Genomic DNA, 23,112 nt, shown 5'->3' with positions numbered 1-23,112 from the left:
TGCTCCGCCTCCTCCCCCCCTGTTAGAAGGAACCTGTGCGTAAAGAAACCGCAGAAGCTACCCCCGCGCTTGGGGGCCTAGCCAAGTCTTTGAAGCCCCGTCACCTGTCCATGATTGCCATGGGCGGAGCTATTGGTGCTGGTCTTCTGGTCGCTTCGAGCACCGCTATTCTCACGGCGGGCCCCGCGGTTGTTCTCACCTACTTGCTCGCTGGCACGGTGTTGGTGATGGTGATGCGAATGCTGGGTGAAATGTCTGCCCAGAGCCCCGAGACCGGGTCTTTTTCTGTCTACGCCCGGCGCTATATTGCCCCCTGGGCAGGTTTCACGGTGGGCTGGCTCTACTGGTGGTTCTGGTCGGTAACAGTAGCTATCGAAGCAACAGCTGCTGCCACCATCATCAGTAGCTGGTGGCCTACTGCCCCGCAATGGGCAGTGGCCTTGGCCTTAGTCTTGGCTTTTCTCGTGCTTAACCTTTTCTCGGTACGCTCCTACGGTGAAGCTGAGTTCTGGTTCTCTTCCGTCAAGATCGCTGCCATCGTCATCATTATTACGGTGGGAGTATTAGCTGTCGTGGGAGTTATACCCAACAGCACAGCCTCCTTGAGCAATTACACCGCAGGAGCTGGCTTCTTCGCGCACGGAGCAGGTGCTATCTTTACTGCTCTTTTAGCTGTTATTTTCTCAATGTTTGGCGCTGAAATCGCCACAGTCGCAGCCGGCGAATCAGAGAACCCAGCGCAGGCTGTTACTAAGGCAGTGCGGTCGGTGATATTCCGGGTGCTTTTCTTCTACGTCGGTTCGGTGGCGATTACCCTGCTCGTAGTGCCGTGGACTGCGATTGAGAGCGGCAAATCCCCCTTCGTGACCATGTTCGAGCTCCTGGGTCTGCCCTATGCCGGGTTGATCATGAACGTTGTGGTGCTCACCGCGCTACTGAGCTGCCTCAATGCCAGTCTCTATGCGGCATCCCGAATGGTCTTCGCGTTGGCAGAGCAGGGGGACGCGCCAGCAACTTTCTCTCTTCTTTCTAGCGCACGGGCACCTCGTAATGCCATCATGCTGTCCTCAACTGTTGGTTTAGCCGCAACGGCACTCAACTACTTCATGCCCGACCAGGTCTTTACTCTGCTGGTTAATTCCACCGGTGGCATCGGTATTTTTGTGTGGCTCATGGTTGCATTTTCTCACCTGCGTAGTCACCGTCTTCAACCCCAGGGCACGAGCGCAGCCCTCACCTTGCGCTCCCCCGGTTACCCATGGGCCAACTACCTGCTCATAGCCGGTCTGATCAGCCTCCTGATCTATATGGGCATCACTCAGGCCCACCGAGTAGAAGTACTGCTCTCGGTCACAGTGGCCCTCATCCTTGCTGGTGTGGGCTATGCTCGGCAGAGCAGCGCCTCGGCTCGTTAGCGGCCAGCTTTCTGATCACGTTCAGCTAGTTCAGCGAACATGTCGTTGTAGGCATGTAACTCAGCGTCCCCGTCCCGGTCAGCCTGGCGGTCCACTCTCTTCTGCAGTTTCTTATCCTGCATAGACCACTGCACCGCAACAGCCACGGCAATCACCATGGTGGGGATTTCACCGATACCCCACATCAGGGCACCACCTAATTGCTGATCTTCGATGGCTGAGAGACCGTAGGGGCGGCCCACATTTCCGAACCAGGACGCCTGTAGCAGGGTCTCCATCTGCATAATCGCAATACCTACAAAGGCGTGGTAGCCCAGGGTTGCAATCAGCATCATGAGACGCATGGGGTAGGCAGGGCGATGCGGGATGGGGTCGATACCGATCAGTACCAGGCTGAAGATGTAACCGGTCACCAAGAAGTGGATCAGCATGAACTCGTGGCCAATGTGGTAGCGCAGCATGATGCCAAAGAGCGGGGTAAAGTAAACCACCACGATGGAGCCGGCAAAGTTTACGGCTGCAAAGATGGGGTGGGTAATCACCTTGGACCAGCCCGAATGCACCAGTCGAAGAATCCACTCGCGGGGGCCGCGGGTGCCGTCCTGCCGTGGCTCAAGCGCGCGCAAAATCAGGGTGATAGGGGCGCCCAGAACCAAGAAGATGGGGCAGACCATGGTCAACAGCATGTGCTCTACCATGTGCACCGAGAACATCACGCGGGCGTAAACGGTCAGTGCCCCGCTGGTGATGTAAAGCAACACTAACAACCCGAAGTACCAAGACAGCAGGCGGAAGATAGACCAGCTGCCACCAGCTCGTTTCACCTTGATAAAGGCCCAGAGATAGGTAAACCCAACGAAGGCAATGAAAGCGACCCAGAACCAGTCAAAGCGCCACTGAGTGAACCACTCAGCTACACCGGGTTCGGGGGGCATGTCGTACCAGGTGATGATGCGTACCGGTTCAGCGCCTGCGTCAAGAGTTTCTGGTGCAGGTGGTGCTGTGCGGGACAGTGTCACCGCAAGGCCGCTGGTGGTGCCCATCAGCAGCAGCTCACAGGCAATGGCGTACCACAGGCCCTTTGCCGCACCTATCTGCCCCGACTGCATCATGGGGATGAGGCGCAAGCGGTGCACTGCGCCGAAGGCTCCCAGCACTAAGGTCAGCATGATCTTAGCCAGCACTAGGGCACCGTAGGTGGTGGTGAAGAGCTCCCCCACGGTGTTGAGGCGCACCAGTGCGTTGATGACGCCAGAGAATGTCACTAGGATGAAGCCACCTAGCGCCAGGGTAGAATAACGGCGCAATACACTCACCGCCAGAGGCACCCTACGGTTGGACGCGGTGCGCTCCCCTCGCGTGCTTTCGGGCAGGGTGCCGCTACCGGCGTCCTTGCTTGAAATGGTGCGGGAAATAAAGACGAGAGCTATTAGGCCGCCGGTCCAGAGGACTACGCCGAGCAGATGCAAGCCCAAGGAGTTGACCGCCCCCATATGGTCATTACCGCCCGATGAGTGCCCGCCCAACGCCATATCAATAATACCGATGAAAGAAATACCCAGAGTCACCAAGAGGCCAGTCAGCGAGCGCACTGCAAAAACAAGGGTTGAGACCAGGGCCGCCACGATAATGGTGGTGGCTTCTTGCTGACCGGCCGAAATGGTGGTGATGTAGCTGATGAGCTCCGTGGTGTAGGAGGAGTTGGCTTCGATGGCCCGGCCCGATATATCGGCGTAGCTGAAGATCAGCACGGCGATTGCGGCGATGGTCCAGGTAGCTGATGCTGCTGCCGCTAGCTTCATCACGGCAATAAAGGCGGGGTGTTCGGTGCGGGTGAGGTTCTTCAGCCTCTGGCTCTTGTCTGTTGCGTGCGCCATATTCACACGGCTCTTGCCACGGGCAGAGTCAAGAAAGCGGGGGACGATCGCAATGGCGAAGAGCAGGGCACCCATGGTGGTCACCATAGCGAAATTGTGCACTGTCTCTGCAATCGGCAGACCCCATCGGGCGAGCGGGCCGGCATCTGCCAGGTCTGTAGCGGCTGCACCACCGCTGAGGGTAAGGCTCGCCAGCAACCCTAGAAGGGCAGCGGCGGGGAAAGCCCAAATCCAGTGGGTGCCTAGCCCGTTGAGACGGGGGTGCGGGGCTGTTTTTTGCGCCCTTGATTGCTGTGCCATGTTATTCCTGTGTGGTGGTGTGAGCCGTATATGGTCTGTGAAAGTTTAGGTGAAGAGATTCTCACCGATGAAGCCGCCCTGCTCGCAACCTGCCGGAAGGGCGAAGACCGCGGAGCCGATAGGCACAGTCCAGGTATTGAGCATATCGAGTTCAGCCAGACGTTCTTGAATGGGTAGAAATTGAAGCAGAGGGTCTGCCTGGTAGGAGCAAAAGATGAGGCCCGAGTTGCTCACTCCCCCATCGGTTTCAAAGTGTTCAGAGAACCCCGAGGCATTCTGCACCGGCAGATCGTAGTTGTATCCCCTGCGGAGGATTCGTTCAACTCTCGTCTGAGCGCTGGCGCGGCGAATGTGGGCGTAGGGCGCGATGACGCTGAAGCCCAGCTCGTTGGTTGCTGAAAGGTCTGCGGGGTCGCGCTCTTGGGTGCCGGTGAGCGGTGCCCCGTTGGTGAGGTTGCGCCCTACCGCGTCCTCACGAGCTGGTCGGTCCGATTGGTCCCAGGTATCGAGGTTCATGTGGATGCGGCGGATGACCAAGGAAGTTCCTCCCTGTTCCCAGGGTTCCAGCTCTTCGTGGTTGCCCCAGACAAAGCGGTCCATGCTGTCGTCTTGGGTTGAGGGATTAATAGTGCCATCCACCTGACCAAAGAGATTGCGCATGGTCTGACCGTCGGGCTCACTACCGTGGGCACGGCGGAAGCCTTCTTGCACCCAGCGCACGCGGCTCATTGACCGCGCGGTTTTCAGCAGCATTCTTTGGGCATGTGCCAGCGTGAAACGGTCAGAGCTACAGAGCTGCAGTAGCAGGTCCCCATCGTTCCACTGGTCTTGAAGCTGGTCAATCTTTTCAAAGGCGGGCAGGGGTTTCAGCCAGGCAGGCTTCTTTGCTGGGTTCACAATGTCAAAGATGCGTTCCCCAAACCCGAAGGTGACGGTGAGGTTAGCGGGCACGGTAGCCAGTTCAGGCTCCTGGTCTACCACCGGTGCGGTGCCCTGGGTGAGGGCGGCGGCGTCGCTAGTGAGCATACGCAGCAGACGCTGCACGCCATCGGCGTCCATCCCGTTATTGAGGTCAAGGGCAATGAATACCGCATAGGAGGGAGCCGGCGTATCAACACCGGCCTGCCTCTGCCCGTAGAAGGGCACCCTGGCATCTTGCAGGGGTGGCGCGGGGGGCGGGCTATTTCTCTCCGAAGCATCAGCAGCGTACTGGGCTCCAAGAGTTGCTGCCACTCCCGCACCTGCACCTAGCGCTCCAGCTACGAAGGTTCGGCGGCTGGACGCCGGCCGGTCTGGCGCCTGCTCAGCGCCGGCGGTTGCGTTCTCAAAGTCTTCATCAAATGAACCGGTCATGGTTATCTTTCTCCCCGGATTTTTAGCCTACCTCTGATGCTGTCTGTTGCATGGGCAACAGGGTAGGATGCCCCGCAACCGGTGTGCAGTTGCGGGGCGGGATGCTACCTCATTACCGTGTGGGCAAATTTAGCCGCACTGATTTAAGCGCACTGGGGCAGGACGGCTTCAGCAGACTCGCCACCGTGTTCTGCACCGTGTTCACCACCATGTTCGCCGCCGTGGGCAGAATGGTCGCCTTCACCGTGCATCGAGTGGTCCTCTGACATGGTTTCATGAGCCGGGGCACTAGCTTCGCCCGGTGCGTATTCCTCTTTAGCGCCGCTGAAATCACGCACTTCAGCATCAAATTCGATGGCACCAGCTGAGGTATCGAGCTTAATCACGCTAGTGGTGCCTGCTACCAGTGAACACTTCATCTCCATGAGCATGATGTGGTTGCCTCCAGGTGCCAGTTCAAAACTCGCCCCGGGTTCAATGGTGAAGCCGTCCTTTGCTTCTTTCATCGTGCTGGTTCCCGTGTTGGGGTCGATTTCGGTGGTGTGGAGCTGGACCATACCTGCCGCATCGTTGCTGGCACCGCCGATGGTGATGGGTTCGTCCCCGGTGTTGGTGAGAGTGGCGAAGGCACCGGTCATGTTGCCGGTAGCGGCCTTAATCCAGGCGCCTTCAACGGTCAGAGCAGCTGTTTGAGTCGAAGCTGAGGCGGACGCCGAGCTGCTACTGGGCTGGTTTGATGCGGTATCGGTTGATGAGCCACACCCTGCCAGCGCTAGGAGCGCAACAGCAGAAAGGGCTGAGATACGGGTCATTTTGTGAGAGAACATGGTTTTTTTCTTTCTAAAGTTTGTGGGGCATGTAGCGATGTTTTACTAGCCCAGAGCAGGTAGGTTCATGGATATATCCTCAGCTTCAGCGGTCAGGAAACCCCGGTTTGCCCTGCTCAAGCCCCTATTGCTTGATGAGAGTGCCCGCAGATAAACGAGCTAGACCACAGTCGGTGGCGTGGAGCTCTGAAAGTAAAGGGGCTATTTGCGCTTCTTAGTTTTTGTCAGCACAACAAATAGAGCGCCCATGATCGCTGCAGCAGCGACTAAAAAGAGAGCAACTTTGGCACCTGTTGACATACCCTGGCTGGCAGCGGTAATTGGCTCAGCGGGCTGATCCTGTTGTTCCCCTGCGTCAGTGGAGGTCGGCTCTGAGCTCTGGGCGGCGCCTTCACCCACGGTGTAGGTAAAGGTTCCTTGGATCGGGTGGCCATCTGAGGAAACCACACGCCAGGTGACCGTGTAGGTGTCATCTGTTTCTTGCGCCGCTAAATCTTGGGTTACAACTGTGCCGTCAACCTCTGGTTCGCCCTCAGTCACCGTTTCACCGGCAGCGTTGGTCACGCGAACCTGGTTGGCACCGGCAACGTCCATGATCTCCCCGCTATAGGTCAATTCAAGTTCTTTAGGTGCTTGATCCAAGGTGGTATTTGCGGCGGGGTTGGTGCTCACCAGCTCATCGTGGGCGTGTGCTGGAGCGAAACCCAGAGTTAGCGCCAGCAGGCTGGTAGCTGCAGCTGTTCGCGTGAGGGCTGATAAAGCGCGTTTTTTGGCGTCTGCCATGAATAATCCTTGCTAGTAAGTTGTGGTTTTACGAAGCAAGGCGGGCAGGGGGCCCCCTCGTAACCCGGCTTTCTAATAGGAGGGAGAGATAACGATGCCAAACGGCAAAGAACTGAGCAGGAGCTTTGATATGAGCAAGTATGACGCCGGTGTCTCGCACCGGGGTCAGACCCCTGATACTGGCGTGGACTACAGCAGCCAGCGCCTCAAGAAGCTGCTCACCGTAAGCCAGCACGCTATACGTAGCTAGCGCTGCAAGCGCGTGGCCAACCCACATACCGGCGCCATAGTCGTGAGCCTGGCTGTGGGCTACCACCGTCAGCTGATGGGAATGATGACCTTCAATGCTCATCTGTACTGTAGAGCCGTGCGTATATAGAGCGTGCAGTAAACCTTGCCCAGCAAGCACACCGACACCCAGACTCATCCGCGAGGTGGTGAAAGCTGTTGCTAGCAGGGTGATGCAGGCTGCCAGCGAGGTAGCAAGACCCAAAACCAGAGGGTGGGGCAGGTCGCCACCAGCTAGGGTGTGGCTAGTAGCCCCAAGAATGGTAGCCACGAGGGCGACAGCCCAGGCACGAAGTACCCGGTGCGCTTTGCTCATGACGCCCTCCCCATGTATTTGAATCCGACCGCTTCATTATCTCATATATTCCTCAGGAGCCCTGAGGTATGAACTGGCCAAGAAGGGGGCAGATCAGCGGTTAGTTAAAGAAAAAGGGAGCCACCCCGGCAGGGGTGACTCCCTTAGAAGTCTTAGCAAGAATTTACTTCTTGTTGGAGACTGCTGCCTTCAGCTTTGAACCTGCGGTCAGCTTAACGCCGTGACCTGCGGGAATCTGAATGGTTTCTCCGGTCTGCGGGTTGCGGCCGGTGCGAGCAGCACGGTCGGTGCGCTCAATTGCCATCCAACCGGGGATGGTGATCTTCTCGCCCTGTGCAACAGATGCTTCGAAAACCTGGAACAGTGCGTCCAGCACACCGTTCACTGCTGCCTGGCTGGTGCCAGCCTTTTCTGCAACCTCTGCAACGAGTTCGCTACGGTTCTTAGCCATGAAATGCTCCTCCTGAGACTTTCAAAAATTCTTGTGGCCTATAGGGTTAGCCCTGAATAACAAGGCTAACCATATCAGCTACAGATTACCAGCTTGACTTGGTAACACCGGGCAGCTCGCCACGGTGAGCCATTTCGCGGAAGCGGACACGTGAGATGCCGAACTTCTGGAAGGTGCCACGGGGTCGGCCGTCAATCTGGTCGCGGTTGCGAACGCGGATGGGTGAAGCGTTGCGGGGAAGCTTCTGCAGACCCAGACGTGCAGCTTCGCGCTCTTCAGCGGTTGCGTTTTCGTCAACCAGGGTCTTCTTCAGTTCCAGGCGCTTTTCAGCGTAGCGTGCAACGATGACCTTGCGCTGTTCGTTGCGAGCAATCTTGGATTTCTTCGCCATGTTTAGCGCTCCTCTCGGAAGTCAACGTGCTTGCGGACAACGGGATCGTACTTCTTGAGAACCATACGATCGGGGTTGTTACGGCGGTTCTTACGGGTTACGTAAGTGAAGCCGGTGCCCGCAGTGGACTTAAGTTTGATGATAGGACGTACGTCCTTAGCCTTTGATGCCATGATTAGATCTTCTCTCCGCGTGCAAGAATGTCAGCAACTACTGCGTCGATACCGCGTGCATCAATAACCTTGATGCCCTTAGCTGAGACGTTCAGGGTTACATTGCGGCGCAGTGAAGGTACAAAGTACTTCTTCTTCTGCACGTTCGGGTCGAAGCGACGCTTGTTGCGGCGATGCGAGTGCGAGATGCTGTGTCCAAAGCCGGGAACAGCTCCGGTCACCTGGCAGACAGCTGCCATAGTTTTCTCCTCCAAATGTTGACGAAATGACGGTACGCAGTTGGCGTTCACTGAATACTCAGCGATCAGCAAGGGCGTCCCGTCACCTATAGGTAGAGCACCGGGTTATTCTCCAAGGCTAGAGTGTCTGAGACTCAAGATCGGGTGAGAGACCGAACCGAGCCTCCGCCGCGGGAAAAACGGTGAAGCTTAGGTGCACGAGAGGTGTTGCCACCACTACGAACAGCCTTAAATTCTAGGTAATTACGGGATACCACGCAACCTGTAACCCAAAGGAAAAGCTTGCGAAGAGCGTCTTCACTCGGAGCGAAGAGCCTCTCGCAAGCTAACATTTTCAGGCACAGGTCTGCGCATGAACCTTCCGTCAATTCTACCGTTTATCCCACTTTTCGCAAGTCAAGAACGGCTTTAATCCGCGGTTTTAAAGGAAAGTCACACCTTTCCGAAGCCCACCCCGCTGGAGCTCAGGGGTAAATTACACGGTTGTAATCTTAACTGTGATGTTAACAGCTTAAGGCTTTTAATCCCTTTAGAAGGGGTTAAGCTTCCTCTGCATTCGTCTCAGGCAGTGCGTCAAAGCGTGTCAGCTTTGGATATTTGGGGCTGATGGAGTCCCCCGAACTGGTGCCGCGCAAGCGCCGTCCGATCCAAGGCACCACAAATTCCCGTGCCCATTTTGCATTATCGCGGGCTTCTTGGATGCGGGTTTTGCGGATAGTCTCCGGCACCACGGGCTTACCCATATTGATATTTTCGGCACTCAGCGTTTCTAAAACCTTACCCGCAACGATTGTATGGCCCGCAGCGTTCATGTGCAGACGGTCCGGCGCCCAGTAGCGAAGGTCCAGCAGCTCATGAGCTCGCCAGTAGTCCACCACCGTCACGCCGCGGTTATCAGCTACTTCGCGCAACAGCTCATTGAAAAGAGCGATACGCGCACGGTTACCGCTAAAGAAACCCTTGGAGCCGGGGTCAAAGCCCGTCAGGGTAAAAACCTCGATACCCTCGTCTCGCAGAGCCTTAAACCCTTCGTCGTACCGCGCCATCAGGGCGTCCACATCAAAGCCGGGGCGTAAAGCATCGTTACCCCCACCGACCAGGCTCACCAGGTTGGGTTTCAGCTCAAGAGCAGCTGGCACCTGCTCTTCAATAATGGGGGTCAATAGGCGTCCGCGAATAGCCAGGTTAGCGTAAAGGGCATTTTTATCAGCCAGCATGAACTGCTCTGCCACTCGGTCTGTCCAGCCGCGCACCCCGTTGGGGCGCTCGGGTGCGTCATCTCCTACCCCTTCGCTGAGGGAATCCCCCAGCGCAACGTAGCGGATGCTGTCTTCTAATCGTGAGAGAGGCACAGAATTTGTCTTTCAATGAGGGAAAACGTACGAAGACTACTTTACTCCCCCGCCCAGCAAGGGCTTAGCTTTCAGCTCGTCCACACTTCCAGTAACCCATGAAAGAGATATTTTCTTTAGCGATACCGGCTTCATTGACGCACATGCGGCGCAGGGTCTTGATGACCGAGGATTCACCGGCAATAAAGACGTAGGTTTCGGCATTTTCCTCTGCCAATCCCCACACCACTTCGTCAGCGGCGGTGGTGTCGGTGTAATGGTAGGTTTCGGTCTCTGTCAGGTTGAAGACACTGTGCAACTCGTGGGCAAGGCGTTCACCTCGCTCAGAGTTAGGCTCCCGAGGCAGGAACTTGACGGTTAGCTGAGGCAGGCGCCGGGTCACCTCCTGCACATCTGAGAGCACGGCAAGGTTATCTCCCTGACCGGGGACTTCGCAGAGCACCGTGCCGCTGGCGTGAGCAGGCAGGGTCCTGAGAATAGAAAGCGTAGCGGGGGCTGCGGTTTCATCGGTCAGCATCAGCAGGTTATGGGAAGGGGCCGGGTTCCAGGAGCTCCATAGGCTACTACCCCTCAAAGGAGCGAGGAAAGATACCTGTTGACCCACCTGAGCGGACGCCGCCCAGGCAGCTGCGGGGCCCAGCTGCCCGGCGTCGTCCTGATGCAACACAAAATCGATGTCAATTTCAGGCTGGACGCCGATGGGCAGCGGGCGTTCAAGCACGCTGAGGTCTGCCTCGGCAGCGGGGAACATGCCCAGTAGTGGAGTTTCGTCCATGCCAACAGCTGGCACCATGCGGGAATTTTGCACTGTGTAGGTGCGCATGTGGCCGCGGTCCTCCACCGGTTGAGCCATCCATCGCTGGCGCCAGGTGTCATCGAGTTCAATCATGGTGGGACCGCTCGCATGTGCTGGTGGTACCAGGAGCTTGATGTAGGCGTCGTAGACCTGCCCCGTCCCGTCCGAGATAGCGGAGGTAGCGTGGTGTAGCGAGCGGCCGGTCAGCGATACCCTCACAAAGTGTTCTGACAGGCGGCGCACACCGCTCACTGTTACAGGAAAGACGCCGTACTGGTTGATGGACTGGGAAACCTCGCGTCGGCGAACGAGCTTTTTAGTGGTTTCTGACATGAGAGTCTCCGTGGCTAGATACTGGGCGGCGGGCATGAGGGACGATAACGGTTGAGCCGTCTGCGCGGGGGTCAGTTACTGAGGCTCGAAGTCCAAAGATTTTCTCTAGGTTCTGCTCAGTCATCACGTTAGCTGCGGTACCGGCAGCAGCGATCGCTCCATCTTTCATAGCGATGAGGTGGTGGGCGGCGCGGGCTGCCAGGTTAAGTTCGTGGAGCACCATCACCATGGTGGTTCCTCGCACCTCGTTGAGTTCAGCTAGCAAATCGAGCAGTTCCACCTGGTGGGCTAGGTCGAGGTAGGTGGTGGGCTCATCGAGCAGCAGAATGTCTGTTTGCTGGGCTAGAGCCATCGCAATCCAGACACGCTGACGCTGACCACCCGATAGCTCGGTGACCTGGCGTTCTGCTAGCCCCATGGTGTTAGTTGCTTCAAGTGCCCAGGCGACCGCGGCGTCATCCTCAGCAGAGTTACCGCGAAAGAGACCCTGGTAGGGGTAGCGTCCGCGGGATACCAAATCGCCTACGGTGACGCCGTCAGGGGCAATCGGGTTCTGGGGTAGCAGCCCCACCATGCGGGCAAATTCCTTACCCCCGTAGGTTGCCAGCGGTTTACCGTCCAGGGTGATGCTGCCCTTGGTGGGCTTGAGCAGGCGGGAGATACCGCGCAATAGGGTTGATTTGCCGCAACCGTTGGGCCCAATAATGGCGGTTATCTTGCCGGTTGGTACCTCCAGGCTCAGGTCAGGCACGATGGTCTGGTTGCCATAGCCCAAGGCAAGGTTCTTAACGGCCAGCTGGCGAGGGGTTACCTTTTTCATGCTTTGCCTTCTTTCTGTGACCGGGCAAGGAGCCAGATGAGCAGGGGGGCGCCGGCTACGCCGGTGAGAATACCGACCGGCAGATTTCCGCTGGGAATCAGGTTGGCCCCAACAAAGTCCGCCAGCACCACGATGATGGCACCTACCAGTGCGCTGGCTGTTAGGGAGTGCGGCCCGCCCTGGAGTCTGCGGGCTATAGGGCCAGAAACAAAGGCAACAAAGGCGATAGGCCCGGTTGCTGCGGTAGCAACGGCGGCCAGAAGAACGCCGAGGGTGATGAAGCCCCAGCGCACGGCATGGGTTCGAACGCCCAGCCCGTGGGCCAGTTCATCCCCCACAGCAAGGGCGTGCAGGTAGCGGTGTAAAAGAGCCACGGTGGGCAGAAGGATGAGCAGGGTTAGTGACAGAATGCTGATGCGGTTCCAGTTGGCGTTGGAGAGCGAACCGCTCATCCACAGTGTTGCCGTTTGGGCGTCACTGCTGGAGATACGGCTCATAAGGTAGCTGATTACTGAGCTGGCGAGTGCAGAAACACCGATGCCCATTAGGATGAAGCGGTTACCTGCGCCGGTGTCACCAGCGGAGAGCAACATAATGAGCAGGGCAACCACCAGCGCGAAACCGATAGCAAAAAGTGAGACCGAGAAACCGGTGAGGCCAAAGAAAACGATAGCGGTAACAGCGCCCAGCGAGGCACCGGTAGAGATGCCGATAATGTCTGGGGACGCCAACGGGTTGCGCAGCAATAGCTGGAAAATAGCACCGGCGGTGCCAAAGGCAAGACCTGCTAGGGCACCTAGGACCGCCCGGGGTAGCTTATCCTCCATGACAATGTAGCGGGCTCCGCGGGCATGGTCGAGGTTGTCGCCGCTCAGAAGAGTGAAAAAGTCTGGGATGGTCACGGTGTAGGATCCCAGCAAAACGCGCACGGCGAGCGCCCCTAGCAGGGTCAGTGACAGCAGGGCCAATACCAGGTGCGGGCGTTTACGGGCGGCACGGCGGATCTGGGTAAGGTGTTCTCTTCCGGTCAGGCTGACGCTCATTAGAGGTTGACCGCCTTTGCGCGGCGAACCAGGTAGATGAAGACAGGCACACCAACTATTACCGTAGTTACCCCCACCTGGACTTCCTGAGGGGGTAGGATGACGCGTCCAACGGTATCGGCCAGGATGAGTATCACCGCACCGAAGAGGGCGGACAGGGGCAGTAGAGCCCGGTAGTCGGAGCCCACCAGGGCACGCACCGTGTGGGGGGCCATCAGCCCGATAAAAGCGATGGGGCCGGCCAGGGCCACGCTGGTTCCCACGAGCAAGGTAATGGCGAGCGCCATCAGTAGGCGTTTGAGCGCAACGTTTTCCCCCAGGGAGGCTGCTACGTCATCACCGAGGGCAAAGTTGTTGATGGTTTTGGCGCCGCTGAGCAGTAGGAGAGCACCGATGAGCAGGAGGAAGGCTCCCGGAGTGAGATCTTCTAGGCGGGCACCGGCAACGGTCCCTACCTGCCAGCGGCGCAAACTATCTAGCGCGTTCTGGTTCTGCAGAATCAGGGCGGTGGTGAGCGAGCCGAGGCCAGCTGAGATAGCTGCACCCATGAGGGCTAACTTGACGGGGGTAGCCCCTCCCCTGCCCAGGGAGGCAAGGCTGTAGACCAGCACCGAGGCGATGGCAGCGCCCACAAAAGCCCAGGCTGCGTAGGCGCTGGTGCTCTGCACTGAGAAGAAGGTAATCCCGGCAACGACTGCGAAGGACGCCCCGGCATTGACACCCAAAATACCCGGATCGCCCAGAGGGTTTCGGGTCACACCCTGCATGCCGGCACCGGCAAGGGCTAGAGCTGCCCCCACCATCGCTGCCCACAGGGTGCGTACCAGGCGCTGGGAGAGGACCGCAGCGTCCGTCTGCCCCAGATTTTCGCTACCGGTGAGGTAGGCCAGGACCGTATTGAAGCTGATGGCGCGGGCTCCCACCGTAAAGGAAAGAACCGCTGCTGCGCCAAAAACCACCAAGAGGACCAGCAGAACTACTGCTCGTTTCTGGGTGGAGGCTGGCACCGAATGGCGCTGGGCTAAACGAAATGGCGTCATGTGCAATCTGAAAAGACGGCAGAGCTAGGCCAGGGGAGCAAGACTCCTGGCTGCGGTGCTGTCTCTAGCTCTTGTCAGCCGCTGCTGAAAGCTTCTGCAGGGTCTGGGTTTCGGTAAGCACCCAGTTCAGTGATAGAGGTGAGGCCGCTGATACAGCGATAGATACAGCGTTATCAGTTTCAACCACTAGCCCACCGTCGGCTACTGCGGGCATCTGAGAGAAGAGGGAATCTGCCGTGATATCTGCTTCATCGGATGCCGAGGTGCCCCAGGCCCACACAACATCAGCCTCTACCTGATCAACGACTTCACCGGAAACAGCGATAAAGAAGCCTGAGTCATCAGCAGTGTTCTGGGTGATGTAAGGGCTGATCTCCATCCCCAAAGAAGTCAAGAACTGCGAGCGGGAATCAGTGGCAGTGTAAGCACTGAAGGTTTGCTCTTCAAGGCTGAACATGCCGGCGGCAAAGGTCTTACCGGAGAGCTGCGAGTACTGCGCTGCGGCGTCCTCAATGGTCTGGTGGGTTGCTTCAATCAGTTTTTGGGCCTCATCCTGCTTTTGCAGCATGGCACCTGCCTGTTCTACCACCTGTTCCCAAGACGCCGCGTAGGAAGCTACGCCTTCGGGCATAGCCACCACGGGGGCAATGCCCGAGAGCTTATCGTAGACTTCCTGGCTCATGTCGGTATAGACGGAGAAGATGGCATCGGGGTTGAGCTGAGCCAGGGCCTCGTAATCGGGGCCGTCGGTTTCATCGTAGAAGGTGGGGGTTTCACCGCCGAGTTCAGCAAGTTTTGCATCAAACCAATCGGTGGAGCCTGCTGCGTTGCCACCGTAGGTTACGGTGGGGGTACCAACCGGTACGACGCCCAGGTCAAGAAGGACATCTGGGTTCTTCCAGTAATTCACCACGGCCACACGCTGAGGTATGCTCTCGAAGGTGGTCTCGCCGAAGGCATGCTTGACGGTGTAACTCTCCCCCGCTGCGCCGGAGGAGTTGCTACTGGAAGTGTCTCCCGAGCCGGTGGTGCAACCTGCGAGTAGACTTGCTGCTGCGGTAGCGGCTGCTGCCTTGAGGAAGGCGCTGCGTGAGATGACAACCATTTCTGTATTCTCCTGGTAGAGCGGTCTAGCGATAGGGAGTGCTAGGAGTGGAATTAGGTATACCTAAACATAATAACAATATGTTTTTATGCGCTAATCCGCAAAACGGTGTACTTGGTGCATACACTTACCAGCTAGATATCCAGACCTCAAGAAATAGTAGTTGCTTAGACTAAGCTCCTGATCAGGGTGCTTTTCTTGTCTATTCGCGCCGGTTTCTCGGGTTTATAGCTCACCATTTTCGGCGAGAGCCTCAGCAAGGACATCCTCTTCGTTGCCATAACCCTCAGGCGAAGTACCACCCCAGGGGTTCCATTCTTGGGTTTGAAGTTGCTGCTGTACAAAGGGAGAAAGGGTCTGCCCATAAGCTTTGGAGATGTGGTTGTCATCGATGTAGACAAAGACATTGCCCATGATGGCTGGGCACCAGCCCTGAGGGCAGAGCTGTTCGGTGAGATCAATAGAGAAATAGTTGGCATTTCCCATCAGCTCGTTATCTGGTGATGGACCCGCCACTTTATCGGCACGGTTGGCGCCACAGTCATAGAGAGAACGCATATTTTCCTGGCCACAGATATACATGTTGTACTCGTAGCGAGGATTGTCGCGGATGCCAATAACGTTAATCCCTGCGTCCGTGAAACGCTGAACTGCCTCATCGTAGCGGGGTGGGGTGCCGTCGTTGGGGTCGTTATCCATGCTGACCGATGAAATCAGCACAACGTTAGCAGGGTTCTGAGCAAGGATTTCTTCGATCATAGCGGTACTGAAGTTATTACAGTCCGCCCAGCTTGAGGTGGTAGGGAACTTGCAGCCACCCAGCAGGTAGGCCATCAAGGTCATGTGGTTATCCTGTGCGATGGGGCGCATCATTGAGATGCTTTGCTCGGCGTGAGAGTCACCGACGATCATGGTCAAAGGGCCGTCTTCTGCACCCCACGCTTGAGCGGAACAGAATTGTTCCAGCTCTGGGTTAATAACGGCGAACTGGCCCGTGCAGTTCTCAGAGAGTCCATCAAATTGAGAGACTGGGTCTGCTAAGGGGACGGGGAGGTCACGGTAGCGAGCGTTAAGGTCTGACGCTAGTGCCCCCGGGTATGCCGCAGAACCAGCGGTTTCAGCGCGAGCCATTGTTTCTTCTTCTTGCTTATTCACCCAGGCTTGAGCAGCGCTCAGAGGTAAGGACGCCAGAGCCAAAAGTACGGCGAGGGTGGCAACGGGCCTGCGGTAACCGGCTAGTTTTGATGCCATAGATGGCTTCTTACCCCAGGGCAGAGGAGGTGCGTCAGTTTCCTTCTTCTTGCGGGCACTCATGAAAGGTTTCTTGTCTAATGCTCTCATGGGCTTTTCGACGCAGGTGTGCAACACCCATGCCAGCGCAATCGACCCAAGGATGATAAGGCTACCGTCTAGCCAGCCAGCTTGTTCTTTACCCACAGCAGTGGTGTAAAGGATGAGCGCCGGCCAGTGCACCAGGTAGAGGCAGTAGGAGATAGCACCCATTTTTTGAAGGGGCGCTGCAGAGAGAAAACGGTCTGCCCCGAGCTTTGAATCTGTCTGCCCGGCTGCGATAACCATGGCGCCCGAGAGTAAAGGCCAAAGCGCTAGGTACCCGGGGAAACCGGTTTCGATGGGGAGCAACCAGCCAGCGGAAACCAGCCCGGCGATACCTAGCCAGCCCATGGCGATGCGTGCTTTGCGGGGTGCTTGCCATTTCAGCAGCAGAATCGCCAAAAGAGCGCCGGCAGCGAACTCCCAGAGGCGGGTGCGGGTATCAAAGTAGGCGAAGGCCTGGTTGGTTGCGGTTTCCCTGATGGAGAAGGTCAGTGATACGACAAATACGCTACCGAAGACGAGCAGGGCCACCCCTGTAGTTTTGAGGCGCAGGTACCAGACCAGTAAACCTACGAGGGTAAAGAGTAGCGGCCAAAGGATGAAGATCTGCCCCTGCATGGAGAGGGACCAGAAGTGCTGGAAGGGTGTTTTGGTGGTGGCGTCCTGGGCGTAGTAGTCCACGGCGTTGTGAGCGAGGCGCCAGTTAAGGAAGTAGAAAACAGCGGCTTTAGCGTCTGCGAGTAGTGAGCTCCAGCGAGAGGGGGCAACGATAAAGTAGGCAGCTACTACGGTGCCTAGGATGACGGTGAGGGCCGCTGGTAGGAGACGCTGAAAAACGTGTAGCCAGTACTTGATGACTTGGAGGGGTTTGCCGTCGTGTATTTTTCTCAGTGACGAGAGTGAAAGCAGGAAGGCTGAGATGAAGAGGAACACGTCAACGCCACCTGATACTCGCCCGAACCAGACGTGGTAGGTAACGACCAGTAGGACAGCGAGCGAACGAAGGCCCTGAATTTCGGGGCGGAAGCGAGGTTGCTCAATGAATCGTTCGCTTGAAGGGTGGAGCACTGGTTGCTTTGACATGTGTGTTGCCTTCCGCATGGGGTGGTGAGCCGCAACACGACTTTTATCCCGTGATGGAAAAAACCTGATTCGCTGGAGCAAATCAGGTTGTTTGGGTAAGCACGGTAGCGCCTGGCGAGCGCTTGCGTCCTCCCCCGTGGTCAGCATTTAGTTTACCACGCAGGCATTTTGGAATAACGGGCTCGCAAGTGCGTTCTTCTGCACAAAAGTGTTTCAATAGCCAAACGGTCAGGGCTGTGCAGGTATGGATTTTAAGGCATGGGGAAACAAATCTGCGACTGAATGGTCACCGCTTCAGGTGCCGTCCGATCGCAGACTTTTATTTATTCAGAGCCCCCTACCGGATTCGAACCAGATGAGGGAGCAGATTCCGAGCGCGCGAGGAAAGAAATCTGCGACTGAATGGTCACCGCTTCAGGTGCCGTCCGATCGCAGACTTTTATTTATTCAGAGCCCCCTACCGGATTCGAACCGGTGACCCCCTGTTTACAAGACAGGTGCTCTGGCCAGCTGAGCTAAGGAGGCGGGTGCCTATCTAGCATAGCGGATTGGATGGGGCTTCGCATCTTGACGGTTGAGGTAAGGTGCAGGTGGGTACCGTGCAAAGCTGTGTTGAGTGCCGGGTCGTGTGTTGCGATAACGAGGCTACCTCCAGCCCCCAGGTGGGCCTGCAGCAGGTTGATGAGGCAGCGCAGTCCGTGGTCATCCAGCTGTTCGGTGGGCTCATCAAGTAGGAGGCAGGGCGTCGCCCCGGCAAGTGCGGACGCAACGGTCAGAAGCCGCTGCTGTGCGGGTAGCAGGTCAAGTGGGTGTATGTTCTCTTGCCCCCGCAGACCGATAGCAGCCAGCAAGCCTTCACGGACCAGCTGAGATGAGTCAGCTCCGGCGCCTAGTTTCAGTTCTTCAGCCACGGTGGAGGCCAGAAAATGGTGAGCTGGGCTCTGAGCTACCAGTTGCACGTACCGTACTCGCTGGGGAGCAGGTAGCGTGGCAGGTTCTTTTCCACCAGCTAGCACCACTCCGGATGCTGGGGGCTGCAGTCCAGCGAGGGTGCGTAACAGGGTACTTTTACCGCTGCCATTAGCTCCGCTTACCAGGAGGGCTTCTCCGCCACTGAGGCTACAGGACAGGTTCTGCTGTAGCGGCAGGGTCTTTTGCTTGGTTCGTCGACGACGCCGCGCGGGGAGAAGAGGGGAAATCCCCAGGTCCTGCCCCTTTAGGGTCATGGGTAGGCGCGAGGGAAGCCGCAGACCCACGGGCTGATAACTGCTCTTTCCCTGACCGAGGTCGAGCACGTGGCTGGCGATGTCTCTTTCACCGGCTGTAGGGCGAGCTGAAACCCATAGCACCGGTCCTTCATAGGCACTGAGAGTCTCCAGTACACGTGCCTGCATTTGCTGGTCTAACCCGCGAAGTGGCTCTTCGATAGCAAGCGCGGGTACACGCATGACCAAGAGAGCAGCTAGCGCGACCAGCTGGGTTTGCCCACCCGATAGCTTGAGTGGGTCAGCACCCAGTAGCCCTTCAATCCCTAAGTCAGCGGCTATTGCTTGAACAGCACTGGTTAGCTCCCTAGCGTTCCGCACACTGCATTCTAGCCCCAAGGCGATTTCATCTGCGACGGTGGCGGCTAGCCCGCTCATATGGGCGTAGGGGGCGCAGGGCATATAGATTCCCCCGCGCGCATCAGCAAAATCTCGGGCTACTTGACTCTTGCCGCTACCGTCTTGCCCGGTGACCATCACCCGGGCCCTCGGGTTATCGAGAAGTAGCAAGTCGTTACGCGAAAAGGTTGTCATAGAGCTACCACGTAACTCACCAGGGAAAGCAGGGCGCTTGCCCCAAGCACAGCCCAGCGTACAACTACCTGCCCAGCGCTATCTGGGGTATTCATTAGATAGGTACGGTGCCCTTTCTGTTCAACCCCTCGGTGAGCGAGGCTTCTTCCGCGCACCTCCTGGTCCAGGAGCACCAGGTTGGAGAGTGCAGAGGCTGTCCGTATTCGAAGCCAGATTCGGTGCGTGAGCTTTGAATCGGCCAGGCCCCTCGCCCGCCCAGCTTCTGTCGCCAGCTCTGCATAAAAGCCTAGTTGCCTGGGCGCGTTGAGAGAGGCACACAGCAGGTACACCAGCCGGGGTGGCAGGTTCCAGGACGTCAGCGCGCTACGAAGACCCAGGGGGCTGATGAGCAACGAGACCAGCGAGCAGCTAGCTCCAAAGCTGAGAATCTGCAGTGCCATGTGCCCTCCAAATGCTAGTCCCTCAGCAGTAACGCTAAAGAGGACGCCAGGCACAGGCTCCCAGCTGGTGTAGATGGTCTGCCCCCTGTAGCTAACCGCTTGGATGCTCCAAGCTATCAGGGCAACAGGCAATAGGCCCACCAGACTAAAACGTAAGAATTGAGCAAATGAACCTGCAAACGCAAAAATCATCAAGAAACCTACCAGTAGCGCCCCTCTGGCACCCAGCGGTAGAGGCGTAAAGGAAAGCAGCAACCCACTGAGCCCAAAAATCAACCAGGTTTTGGGGTGCACCCGGGCAATGGCTTTACGCATGGGTAGGATGGAACTGTTGGAGCACCCGTGCCGGCAGCCCTCTGAATAAAACCCAGGCCAAGAGAAAGGCAATGGTCTTATCTAAGGGGTCTGATAAGAGGGACTGCAAAGTGGTAGCCCCCAGTAGAGACTGACCTGCTGCCTGCAGAGTTGCGACGATGGATCCGGTTCCCACACCCTGCCCACCTCCAAAGACGAAGGCTGCGATGGGGGCACCAAGCAAGCCAGCGATGACCCCGGTAAAGAGTCCTGCTATCAGCAGCGCCCACAGCCTCTTATGTAGCCCGTAGCGCCCTGCCAGGCCAGCAAGGAGGCCAATAGTTGCAGCGCCAGCTGTAAAAGGAATAGCTGTGGGGTTGATGGTGAGCCCCCAAGCAAGGTTGGTAATTATCCCCGTCAGGACGCCCGCAGCCGGCCCCGCTAGCAGACCGATAAGTACGGTAGCTACAGAGTCTAAATAAAGAGGCACCCCAGAAAATCCAATAATCTGACCGAGGATGATGTTGAAAGCGGCTGCGAACGGAAGAAGAGCGATGATGGAAAGGGGCAACCGCGAAAGATTTGCGGCGAGTAGTAAAACTACTCCTACCGCGTAGCCCACCATGATAGGCATTGATAGCGCTGCCTGCGCTTGAGCTGTGTTCTCGAGGTAGCCGGTGTAGTTGGCACCCCCACCAGCGGTTAACACGGCAAAGAGGTAGGTTGCTGCGATGGCAGAGGCACCCAAAGCACTGAGTATTTTCTGCCCCTTGGTCATGGGTTCTACCGGTTCTTGTTTCTTTGTTTTACCGAGGGTCACATTTGCTGGTGAGAGCCTCTGTCCAGATGTCGTGTGCATGATTTCCTTATAAAATAATCGTTCTTTTTATAGAGCAGTTTCCGCTAAGTTGCCACCGCATACCGCGCTCGAACGGTAGCGATGAAGTGTTCAAAGAAGGTCTCAGCGTCCGCAGAGACCAGTGCCCTTGCATTGGGTTCTCTGCCCCAGCGTCCTAGCCAGTCGGCAATTGTCTGGCCGCGGGTCAGACTACCGGTCAGTTCAACGTCTAACGCCACGGGCAGACTCTGGGCCAGCACCAGATCGCTATCTAGCGCGCTATTGACTGCAAGTGCAGTGACAAAGGGGTCATGCACGTGAGCGATGAAGCCCAATCCGTCTGATTCATGAAATTCCATATAGAACTGCAGAGCCAGATCCAGGGCATCTAGCAGAGCACCTCCCCCAGCGGTTAGTGCGGCCCGGCGACCCGGAGTCATGAGGCTATTCTCGGTATGGTCTAGCGGGCAGAGTACCGGCAAGCAGGCAGCACCTGTGTTGTCGAAGGCGGCAAGTACCCGGGAGAGAGCTTCAGGGTCTGAATGCACGTTCCACTCTGTGGTGGGCATAGTGTTACCGCGGTGGTTCAGAGCCCCACCCATGATGTGTAGACTGGCCAGTTTGCTGGTCAAGGTGGGGTCTAGTTCAATAGCCAGGGCAAGATTGGTGCTTGGTCCCAGGACGAGCCCGTGCAGCTCACCTGGGTAACGGGTAGCGGCCTCAACCCACAGCTCTGCTCCCCTACCGTGCTCTTTTCCGGTGGGCTCCTGCTGACCAGGCAGCGAGGCGTACCCGGTTCCCAGAGGCCCATGAGTTTCCTCAGTTGTTGTCAGAGCTTGGGCAAGAGGGTTCATAGCCCCTAGCTCCCAGCGGGTATGCGGTACGCCCAGCAGATGGAGGAGTCCGCGAATATTCCTGCCTACCTGTTCAGTGCTTACATTTCCACCGGTGGCCACGATGCCTTCTACGCTGACCTGGGGGTGAGCAAAGGCGTAGGCAAGAGCTAGAGCATCGTCAATACCTGGGTCGCAATCTATCAGAAGGCGCAGGGGCAAGAGCTTCTCCTTGAAAAGGTAAAGAAAAAGGAACAGCTACAGACCGGCATATAGCCGACCCTGTAGCTGTCCCTACAAGTACGTTTCCCAGTTTATTGCATTATTCCAGTGTTCCTGAACAAATACGGGAGTGATGAGGAGCTTTAGTTAGATTCTTTAGCGTCAATCTTCTGGTTGATCCAGGATGAGAAATCAGATGCGGTGAACTGCTCACCATCTGCAAAGATAGTGGGGGTTCCGGAGATTCCGTTAGTGGATGATTCCATGGTCACAACGTTAACGAAGGGACGCCAGGTGTTGTCGCTGACTGCGCCCTGCACATCGGCGCCGTACTTGGAAGCAATGTCTACGAGCTCTTCGTTAGAAAGTCCGCCGGTGCCCTGGTGGCTGAAGATTTCCTTCTGGAATTCCAGGAACTGTTCACTGGATACCTGCTCAGCTACAGCGAAGGCAACGTTGTTCGTGCGGGCTGAGTAGAAGCTAGGGCTTGAAGCATCTAGGAAGGTCAAGTTGCGGACCTCCAGAGTGATTTTGCCGCTCTTCACCAGTTCTTCGACCTCATCACCGTACTGGGTCTCAAACTGTGCACAATGCACGCAGTCGTAATCCTGGAAGACGGTGACGCGGACCGGTTCCCCGTTATTCTCAGCTTCCTCAGCAGTAGCCACACCTAGGGGCATAGCAACTTCAGCGCCTTCTGCGTTGGTGTATTTGTTCTCTGACTCACCCAGGTTGTTAACGTCGCGGGTCTCTTCAGTGCTGGTGTTTTGTTTAATGCCATCAGCTGTCAGGACGATACCACCGTACTGGTTAGCAGACGCTGGAACGGGGCCTGATTCAGCAATCTGGTTTTTGTTGCCGTTAACGACTACTACCGCGATGATACCCACGATAAGTAGCACAACGGCAAGGACGGTTAGCTGGATCCAACGAGTGGATGATTTTGATGATTTCTTTGCCTGCTGAGCTGCCAGCTGGCGGGCGCGCTCACGGGCGTCAGCTGAGGATACACTTCCCTTTGACACTGAAGGTGCTCTCTTTCTTGAAGAATAATAGTTTAGGACAAGCCTACCGTGATTTATTCTGAGAATCGGGGTCAGGAAGCCCCTATCCCTGCTTTCCCAGGAAAGTATTGGTTTGGGAATGAGCTAGCTTACTTTAGGTGCGCTAGGGGACAGATGAAGCATGTTAAAAGTACACAAAAAAGGAGGGGTTCCTGCCGTTAGGCAGAAACCCCTCCTTATCTAAAATAATTGCGGCGGTGACCTACTCTCCCACACCGTCACCAGTGCAGTACCATCAGCGCAAAGAGCCTTAACTTCCGGGTTCGGAATGGAACCGGGTGTTTCCCTCTTGCTATAACCAC

The 23,112-nt window shown here is 56.9% G+C and carries 22 protein-coding genes, 1 tRNA gene and 1 rRNA gene; 1 reads left to right on the top strand and 23 read right to left on the bottom strand.

Annotated elements, in window-relative coordinates:
• The first annotated feature begins 35 nt into the window (after window positions 1-35).
• Window positions 36-1,415, top strand: coding sequence for an amino acid permease (locus L6990_RS10990; RefSeq protein WP_237204197.1), 1,380 nt, complete (start codon window positions 36-38; stop codon window positions 1,413-1,415).
• On the opposite strand, the gene L6990_RS10985 is transcribed toward L6990_RS10990, so the two are convergent.
• From L6990_RS10985 to rrf, 23 genes are all read right to left on the bottom strand, one after another.
• On the bottom strand, window positions 1,412-3,592 hold the full coding sequence (locus L6990_RS10985; RefSeq protein ID WP_237204195.1) for a cytochrome c oxidase assembly protein: 2,181 nt from the start codon (window positions 3,590-3,592) through the stop codon (window positions 1,412-1,414). The genes L6990_RS10990 and L6990_RS10985 overlap by 4 nt on opposite strands.
• A 45-nt stretch (window positions 3,593-3,637) precedes the next feature.
• Window positions 3,638-4,945: a Dyp-type peroxidase gene (locus tag L6990_RS10980; RefSeq protein WP_237204194.1), complete on the bottom strand. Its 1,308-nt coding sequence runs from the start codon at window positions 4,943-4,945 to the stop codon at window positions 3,638-3,640.
• A gap of 143 nt (window positions 4,946-5,088) precedes the next feature.
• Window positions 5,089-5,772, bottom strand: a complete 684-nt coding sequence (locus L6990_RS10975) for a copper chaperone PCu(A)C (protein ID WP_237204190.1) — start codon at window positions 5,770-5,772, stop codon at window positions 5,089-5,091.
• 201 nt (window positions 5,773-5,973) lie between these two features.
• A complete protein-coding gene (locus tag L6990_RS10970; protein ID WP_237204189.1) occupies window positions 5,974-6,555 on the bottom strand; it encodes a copper resistance CopC family protein in 582 nt (193 codons plus the stop codon).
• A gap of 28 nt (window positions 6,556-6,583) precedes the next feature.
• Window positions 6,584-7,159 carry a hypothetical protein gene (locus L6990_RS10965; protein ID WP_237204187.1) on the bottom strand — a complete coding sequence of 192 codons (576 nt, stop codon included), beginning with the start codon at window positions 7,157-7,159 and terminating at the stop codon, window positions 6,584-6,586.
• 163 nt (window positions 7,160-7,322) lie between these two features.
• Window positions 7,323-7,610 (bottom strand): HU family DNA-binding protein, encoded by a 288-nt coding sequence (locus L6990_RS10960; protein WP_237204185.1) that lies wholly within the window; start codon window positions 7,608-7,610, stop codon window positions 7,323-7,325.
• Window positions 7,611-7,695: 85 nt separating this feature from the next.
• Window positions 7,696-8,001, bottom strand: a complete 306-nt coding sequence (gene rpsN / locus L6990_RS10955) for a 30S ribosomal protein S14 (RefSeq protein WP_237204183.1) — start codon at window positions 7,999-8,001, stop codon at window positions 7,696-7,698.
• 2 nt (window positions 8,002-8,003) lie between these two features.
• Entirely contained in the window at window positions 8,004-8,174 is a 171-nt protein-coding gene (gene rpmG, locus L6990_RS10950; protein WP_185173514.1) for a 50S ribosomal protein L33, read from the bottom strand.
• Window positions 8,175-8,176: 2 nt separating this feature from the next.
• On the bottom strand, window positions 8,177-8,413 hold the full coding sequence (gene rpmB, locus L6990_RS10945; protein WP_237204168.1) for a 50S ribosomal protein L28: 237 nt from the start codon (window positions 8,411-8,413) through the stop codon (window positions 8,177-8,179).
• A gap of 539 nt (window positions 8,414-8,952) precedes the next feature.
• Complete coding sequence (locus tag L6990_RS10940; protein WP_237204165.1) at window positions 8,953-9,765, bottom strand: SGNH/GDSL hydrolase family protein; 813 nt, start codon at window positions 9,763-9,765, stop codon at window positions 8,953-8,955.
• A 64-nt stretch (window positions 9,766-9,829) separates the two neighbouring features.
• The gene (locus L6990_RS10935) at window positions 9,830-10,894 is read right to left on the bottom strand and encodes a siderophore-interacting protein (protein ID WP_237204164.1); all 1,065 of its coding nucleotides are present in this window, start codon (window positions 10,892-10,894) and stop codon (window positions 9,830-9,832) included.
• Window positions 10,878-11,714: an ABC transporter ATP-binding protein gene (locus L6990_RS10930; protein WP_237204162.1), complete on the bottom strand. Its 837-nt coding sequence runs from the start codon at window positions 11,712-11,714 to the stop codon at window positions 10,878-10,880. Before L6990_RS10930 ends, L6990_RS10935 begins: the two co-directional genes overlap by 17 nt.
• Window positions 11,711-12,757: a FecCD family ABC transporter permease gene (locus L6990_RS10925; protein WP_237204160.1), complete on the bottom strand. Its 1,047-nt coding sequence runs from the start codon at window positions 12,755-12,757 to the stop codon at window positions 11,711-11,713. Before L6990_RS10925 ends, L6990_RS10930 begins: the two co-directional genes overlap by 4 nt.
• Window positions 12,757-13,797, bottom strand: a complete 1,041-nt coding sequence (locus L6990_RS10920; RefSeq protein ID WP_237204158.1) for a FecCD family ABC transporter permease — start codon at window positions 13,795-13,797, stop codon at window positions 12,757-12,759. Before L6990_RS10920 ends, L6990_RS10925 begins: the two co-directional genes overlap by 1 nt.
• A gap of 64 nt (window positions 13,798-13,861) precedes the next feature.
• Window positions 13,862-14,902: an ABC transporter substrate-binding protein gene (locus tag L6990_RS10915; protein WP_237204156.1), complete on the bottom strand. Its 1,041-nt coding sequence runs from the start codon at window positions 14,900-14,902 to the stop codon at window positions 13,862-13,864.
• Window positions 14,903-15,127: 225 nt separating this feature from the next.
• Window positions 15,128-17,320 (bottom strand): acyltransferase family protein, encoded by a 2,193-nt coding sequence (locus tag L6990_RS10910; protein WP_237204155.1) that lies wholly within the window; start codon window positions 17,318-17,320, stop codon window positions 15,128-15,130.
• A 451-nt stretch (window positions 17,321-17,771) separates the two neighbouring features.
• Window positions 17,772-17,845, bottom strand: a tRNA-Thr gene (locus L6990_RS10905).
• On the bottom strand, window positions 17,836-19,119 hold the full coding sequence (locus L6990_RS10900) for an ATP-binding cassette domain-containing protein (RefSeq protein ID WP_237204153.1): 1,284 nt from the start codon (window positions 19,117-19,119) through the stop codon (window positions 17,836-17,838). The genes L6990_RS10905 and L6990_RS10900 overlap by 10 nt, the downstream gene beginning before the upstream one ends.
• On the bottom strand, window positions 19,116-19,874 hold the full coding sequence (locus tag L6990_RS10895) for an energy-coupling factor transporter transmembrane component T family protein (RefSeq protein WP_237204149.1): 759 nt from the start codon (window positions 19,872-19,874) through the stop codon (window positions 19,116-19,118). Before L6990_RS10895 ends, L6990_RS10900 begins: the two co-directional genes overlap by 4 nt.
• Window positions 19,867-20,712: a hypothetical protein gene (locus L6990_RS10890; protein ID WP_237204148.1), complete on the bottom strand. Its 846-nt coding sequence runs from the start codon at window positions 20,710-20,712 to the stop codon at window positions 19,867-19,869. The genes L6990_RS10895 and L6990_RS10890 overlap by 8 nt, the downstream gene beginning before the upstream one ends.
• A 44-nt stretch (window positions 20,713-20,756) precedes the next feature.
• Window positions 20,757-21,746, bottom strand: a complete 990-nt coding sequence (locus L6990_RS10885) for a nucleoside hydrolase (RefSeq protein ID WP_237204147.1) — start codon at window positions 21,744-21,746, stop codon at window positions 20,757-20,759.
• A gap of 143 nt (window positions 21,747-21,889) precedes the next feature.
• Window positions 21,890-22,771, bottom strand: coding sequence for a DsbA family protein (locus L6990_RS10880; protein WP_237204146.1), 882 nt, complete (start codon window positions 22,769-22,771; stop codon window positions 21,890-21,892).
• Between the two features lie 228 nt (window positions 22,772-22,999).
• Window positions 23,000-23,112 (bottom strand): 5S ribosomal RNA (rrf, locus tag L6990_RS10875); the annotation flags it as partial.

The organism is Rothia endophytica, assembly GCF_928381505.1.
Lineage (GTDB): Bacteria > Actinomycetota > Actinomycetes > Actinomycetales > Micrococcaceae > Rothia > Rothia endophytica_A.
The sequence above is the reverse complement of the archived record's forward strand: the minus strand, read 5'-3'. Positions and strand labels throughout refer to the sequence as shown.

What these genes read in the sequence shown, in the direction of transcription:
- L6990_RS10985 (WP_237204195.1), bottom strand. Translation starts at nt 3,592, where the DNA reads ATGGCACAGCAATCAAGGGCGCAAAAAACAGCCCCGCACCCCCGTCTC.
- L6990_RS10980 (WP_237204194.1), bottom strand. Translation starts at nt 4,945, where the DNA reads ATGACCGGTTCATTTGATGAAGACTTTGAGAACGCAACCGCCGGCGCT.
- L6990_RS10975 (WP_237204190.1), bottom strand. Translation starts at nt 5,772, where the DNA reads ATGTTCTCTCACAAAATGACCCGTATCTCAGCCCTTTCTGCTGTTGCG.
- L6990_RS10970 (WP_237204189.1), bottom strand. Translation starts at nt 6,555, where the DNA reads ATGGCAGACGCCAAAAAACGCGCTTTATCAGCCCTCACGCGAACAGCT.
- L6990_RS10965 (WP_237204187.1), bottom strand. Translation starts at nt 7,159, where the DNA reads ATGAGCAAAGCGCACCGGGTACTTCGTGCCTGGGCTGTCGCCCTCGTG.
- L6990_RS10960 (WP_237204185.1), bottom strand. Translation starts at nt 7,610, where the DNA reads ATGGCTAAGAACCGTAGCGAACTCGTTGCAGAGGTTGCAGAAAAGGCT.
- rpsN (WP_237204183.1), bottom strand. Translation starts at nt 8,001, where the DNA reads ATGGCGAAGAAATCCAAGATTGCTCGCAACGAACAGCGCAAGGTCATC.
- rpmG (WP_185173514.1), bottom strand. Translation starts at nt 8,174, where the DNA reads ATGGCATCAAAGGCTAAGGACGTACGTCCTATCATCAAACTTAAGTCC.
- rpmB (WP_237204168.1), bottom strand. Translation starts at nt 8,413, where the DNA reads ATGGCAGCTGTCTGCCAGGTGACCGGAGCTGTTCCCGGCTTTGGACAC.
- L6990_RS10935 (WP_237204164.1), bottom strand. Translation starts at nt 10,894, where the DNA reads ATGTCAGAAACCACTAAAAAGCTCGTTCGCCGACGCGAGGTTTCCCAG.
- L6990_RS10930 (WP_237204162.1), bottom strand. Translation starts at nt 11,714, where the DNA reads ATGAAAAAGGTAACCCCTCGCCAGCTGGCCGTTAAGAACCTTGCCTTG.
- L6990_RS10925 (WP_237204160.1), bottom strand. Translation starts at nt 12,757, where the DNA reads ATGAGCGTCAGCCTGACCGGAAGAGAACACCTTACCCAGATCCGCCGT.
- L6990_RS10920 (WP_237204158.1), bottom strand. Translation starts at nt 13,797, where the DNA reads ATGACGCCATTTCGTTTAGCCCAGCGCCATTCGGTGCCAGCCTCCACC.
- L6990_RS10915 (WP_237204156.1), bottom strand. Translation starts at nt 14,902, where the DNA reads ATGGTTGTCATCTCACGCAGCGCCTTCCTCAAGGCAGCAGCCGCTACC.
- L6990_RS10910 (WP_237204155.1), bottom strand. Translation starts at nt 17,320, where the DNA reads ATGTCAAAGCAACCAGTGCTCCACCCTTCAAGCGAACGATTCATTGAG.
- L6990_RS10900 (WP_237204153.1), bottom strand. Translation starts at nt 19,119, where the DNA reads ATGACAACCTTTTCGCGTAACGACTTGCTACTTCTCGATAACCCGAGG.
- L6990_RS10895 (WP_237204149.1), bottom strand. Translation starts at nt 19,874, where the DNA reads ATGCGTAAAGCCATTGCCCGGGTGCACCCCAAAACCTGGTTGATTTTT.
- L6990_RS10890 (WP_237204148.1), bottom strand. Translation starts at nt 20,712, where the DNA reads ATGCACACGACATCTGGACAGAGGCTCTCACCAGCAAATGTGACCCTC.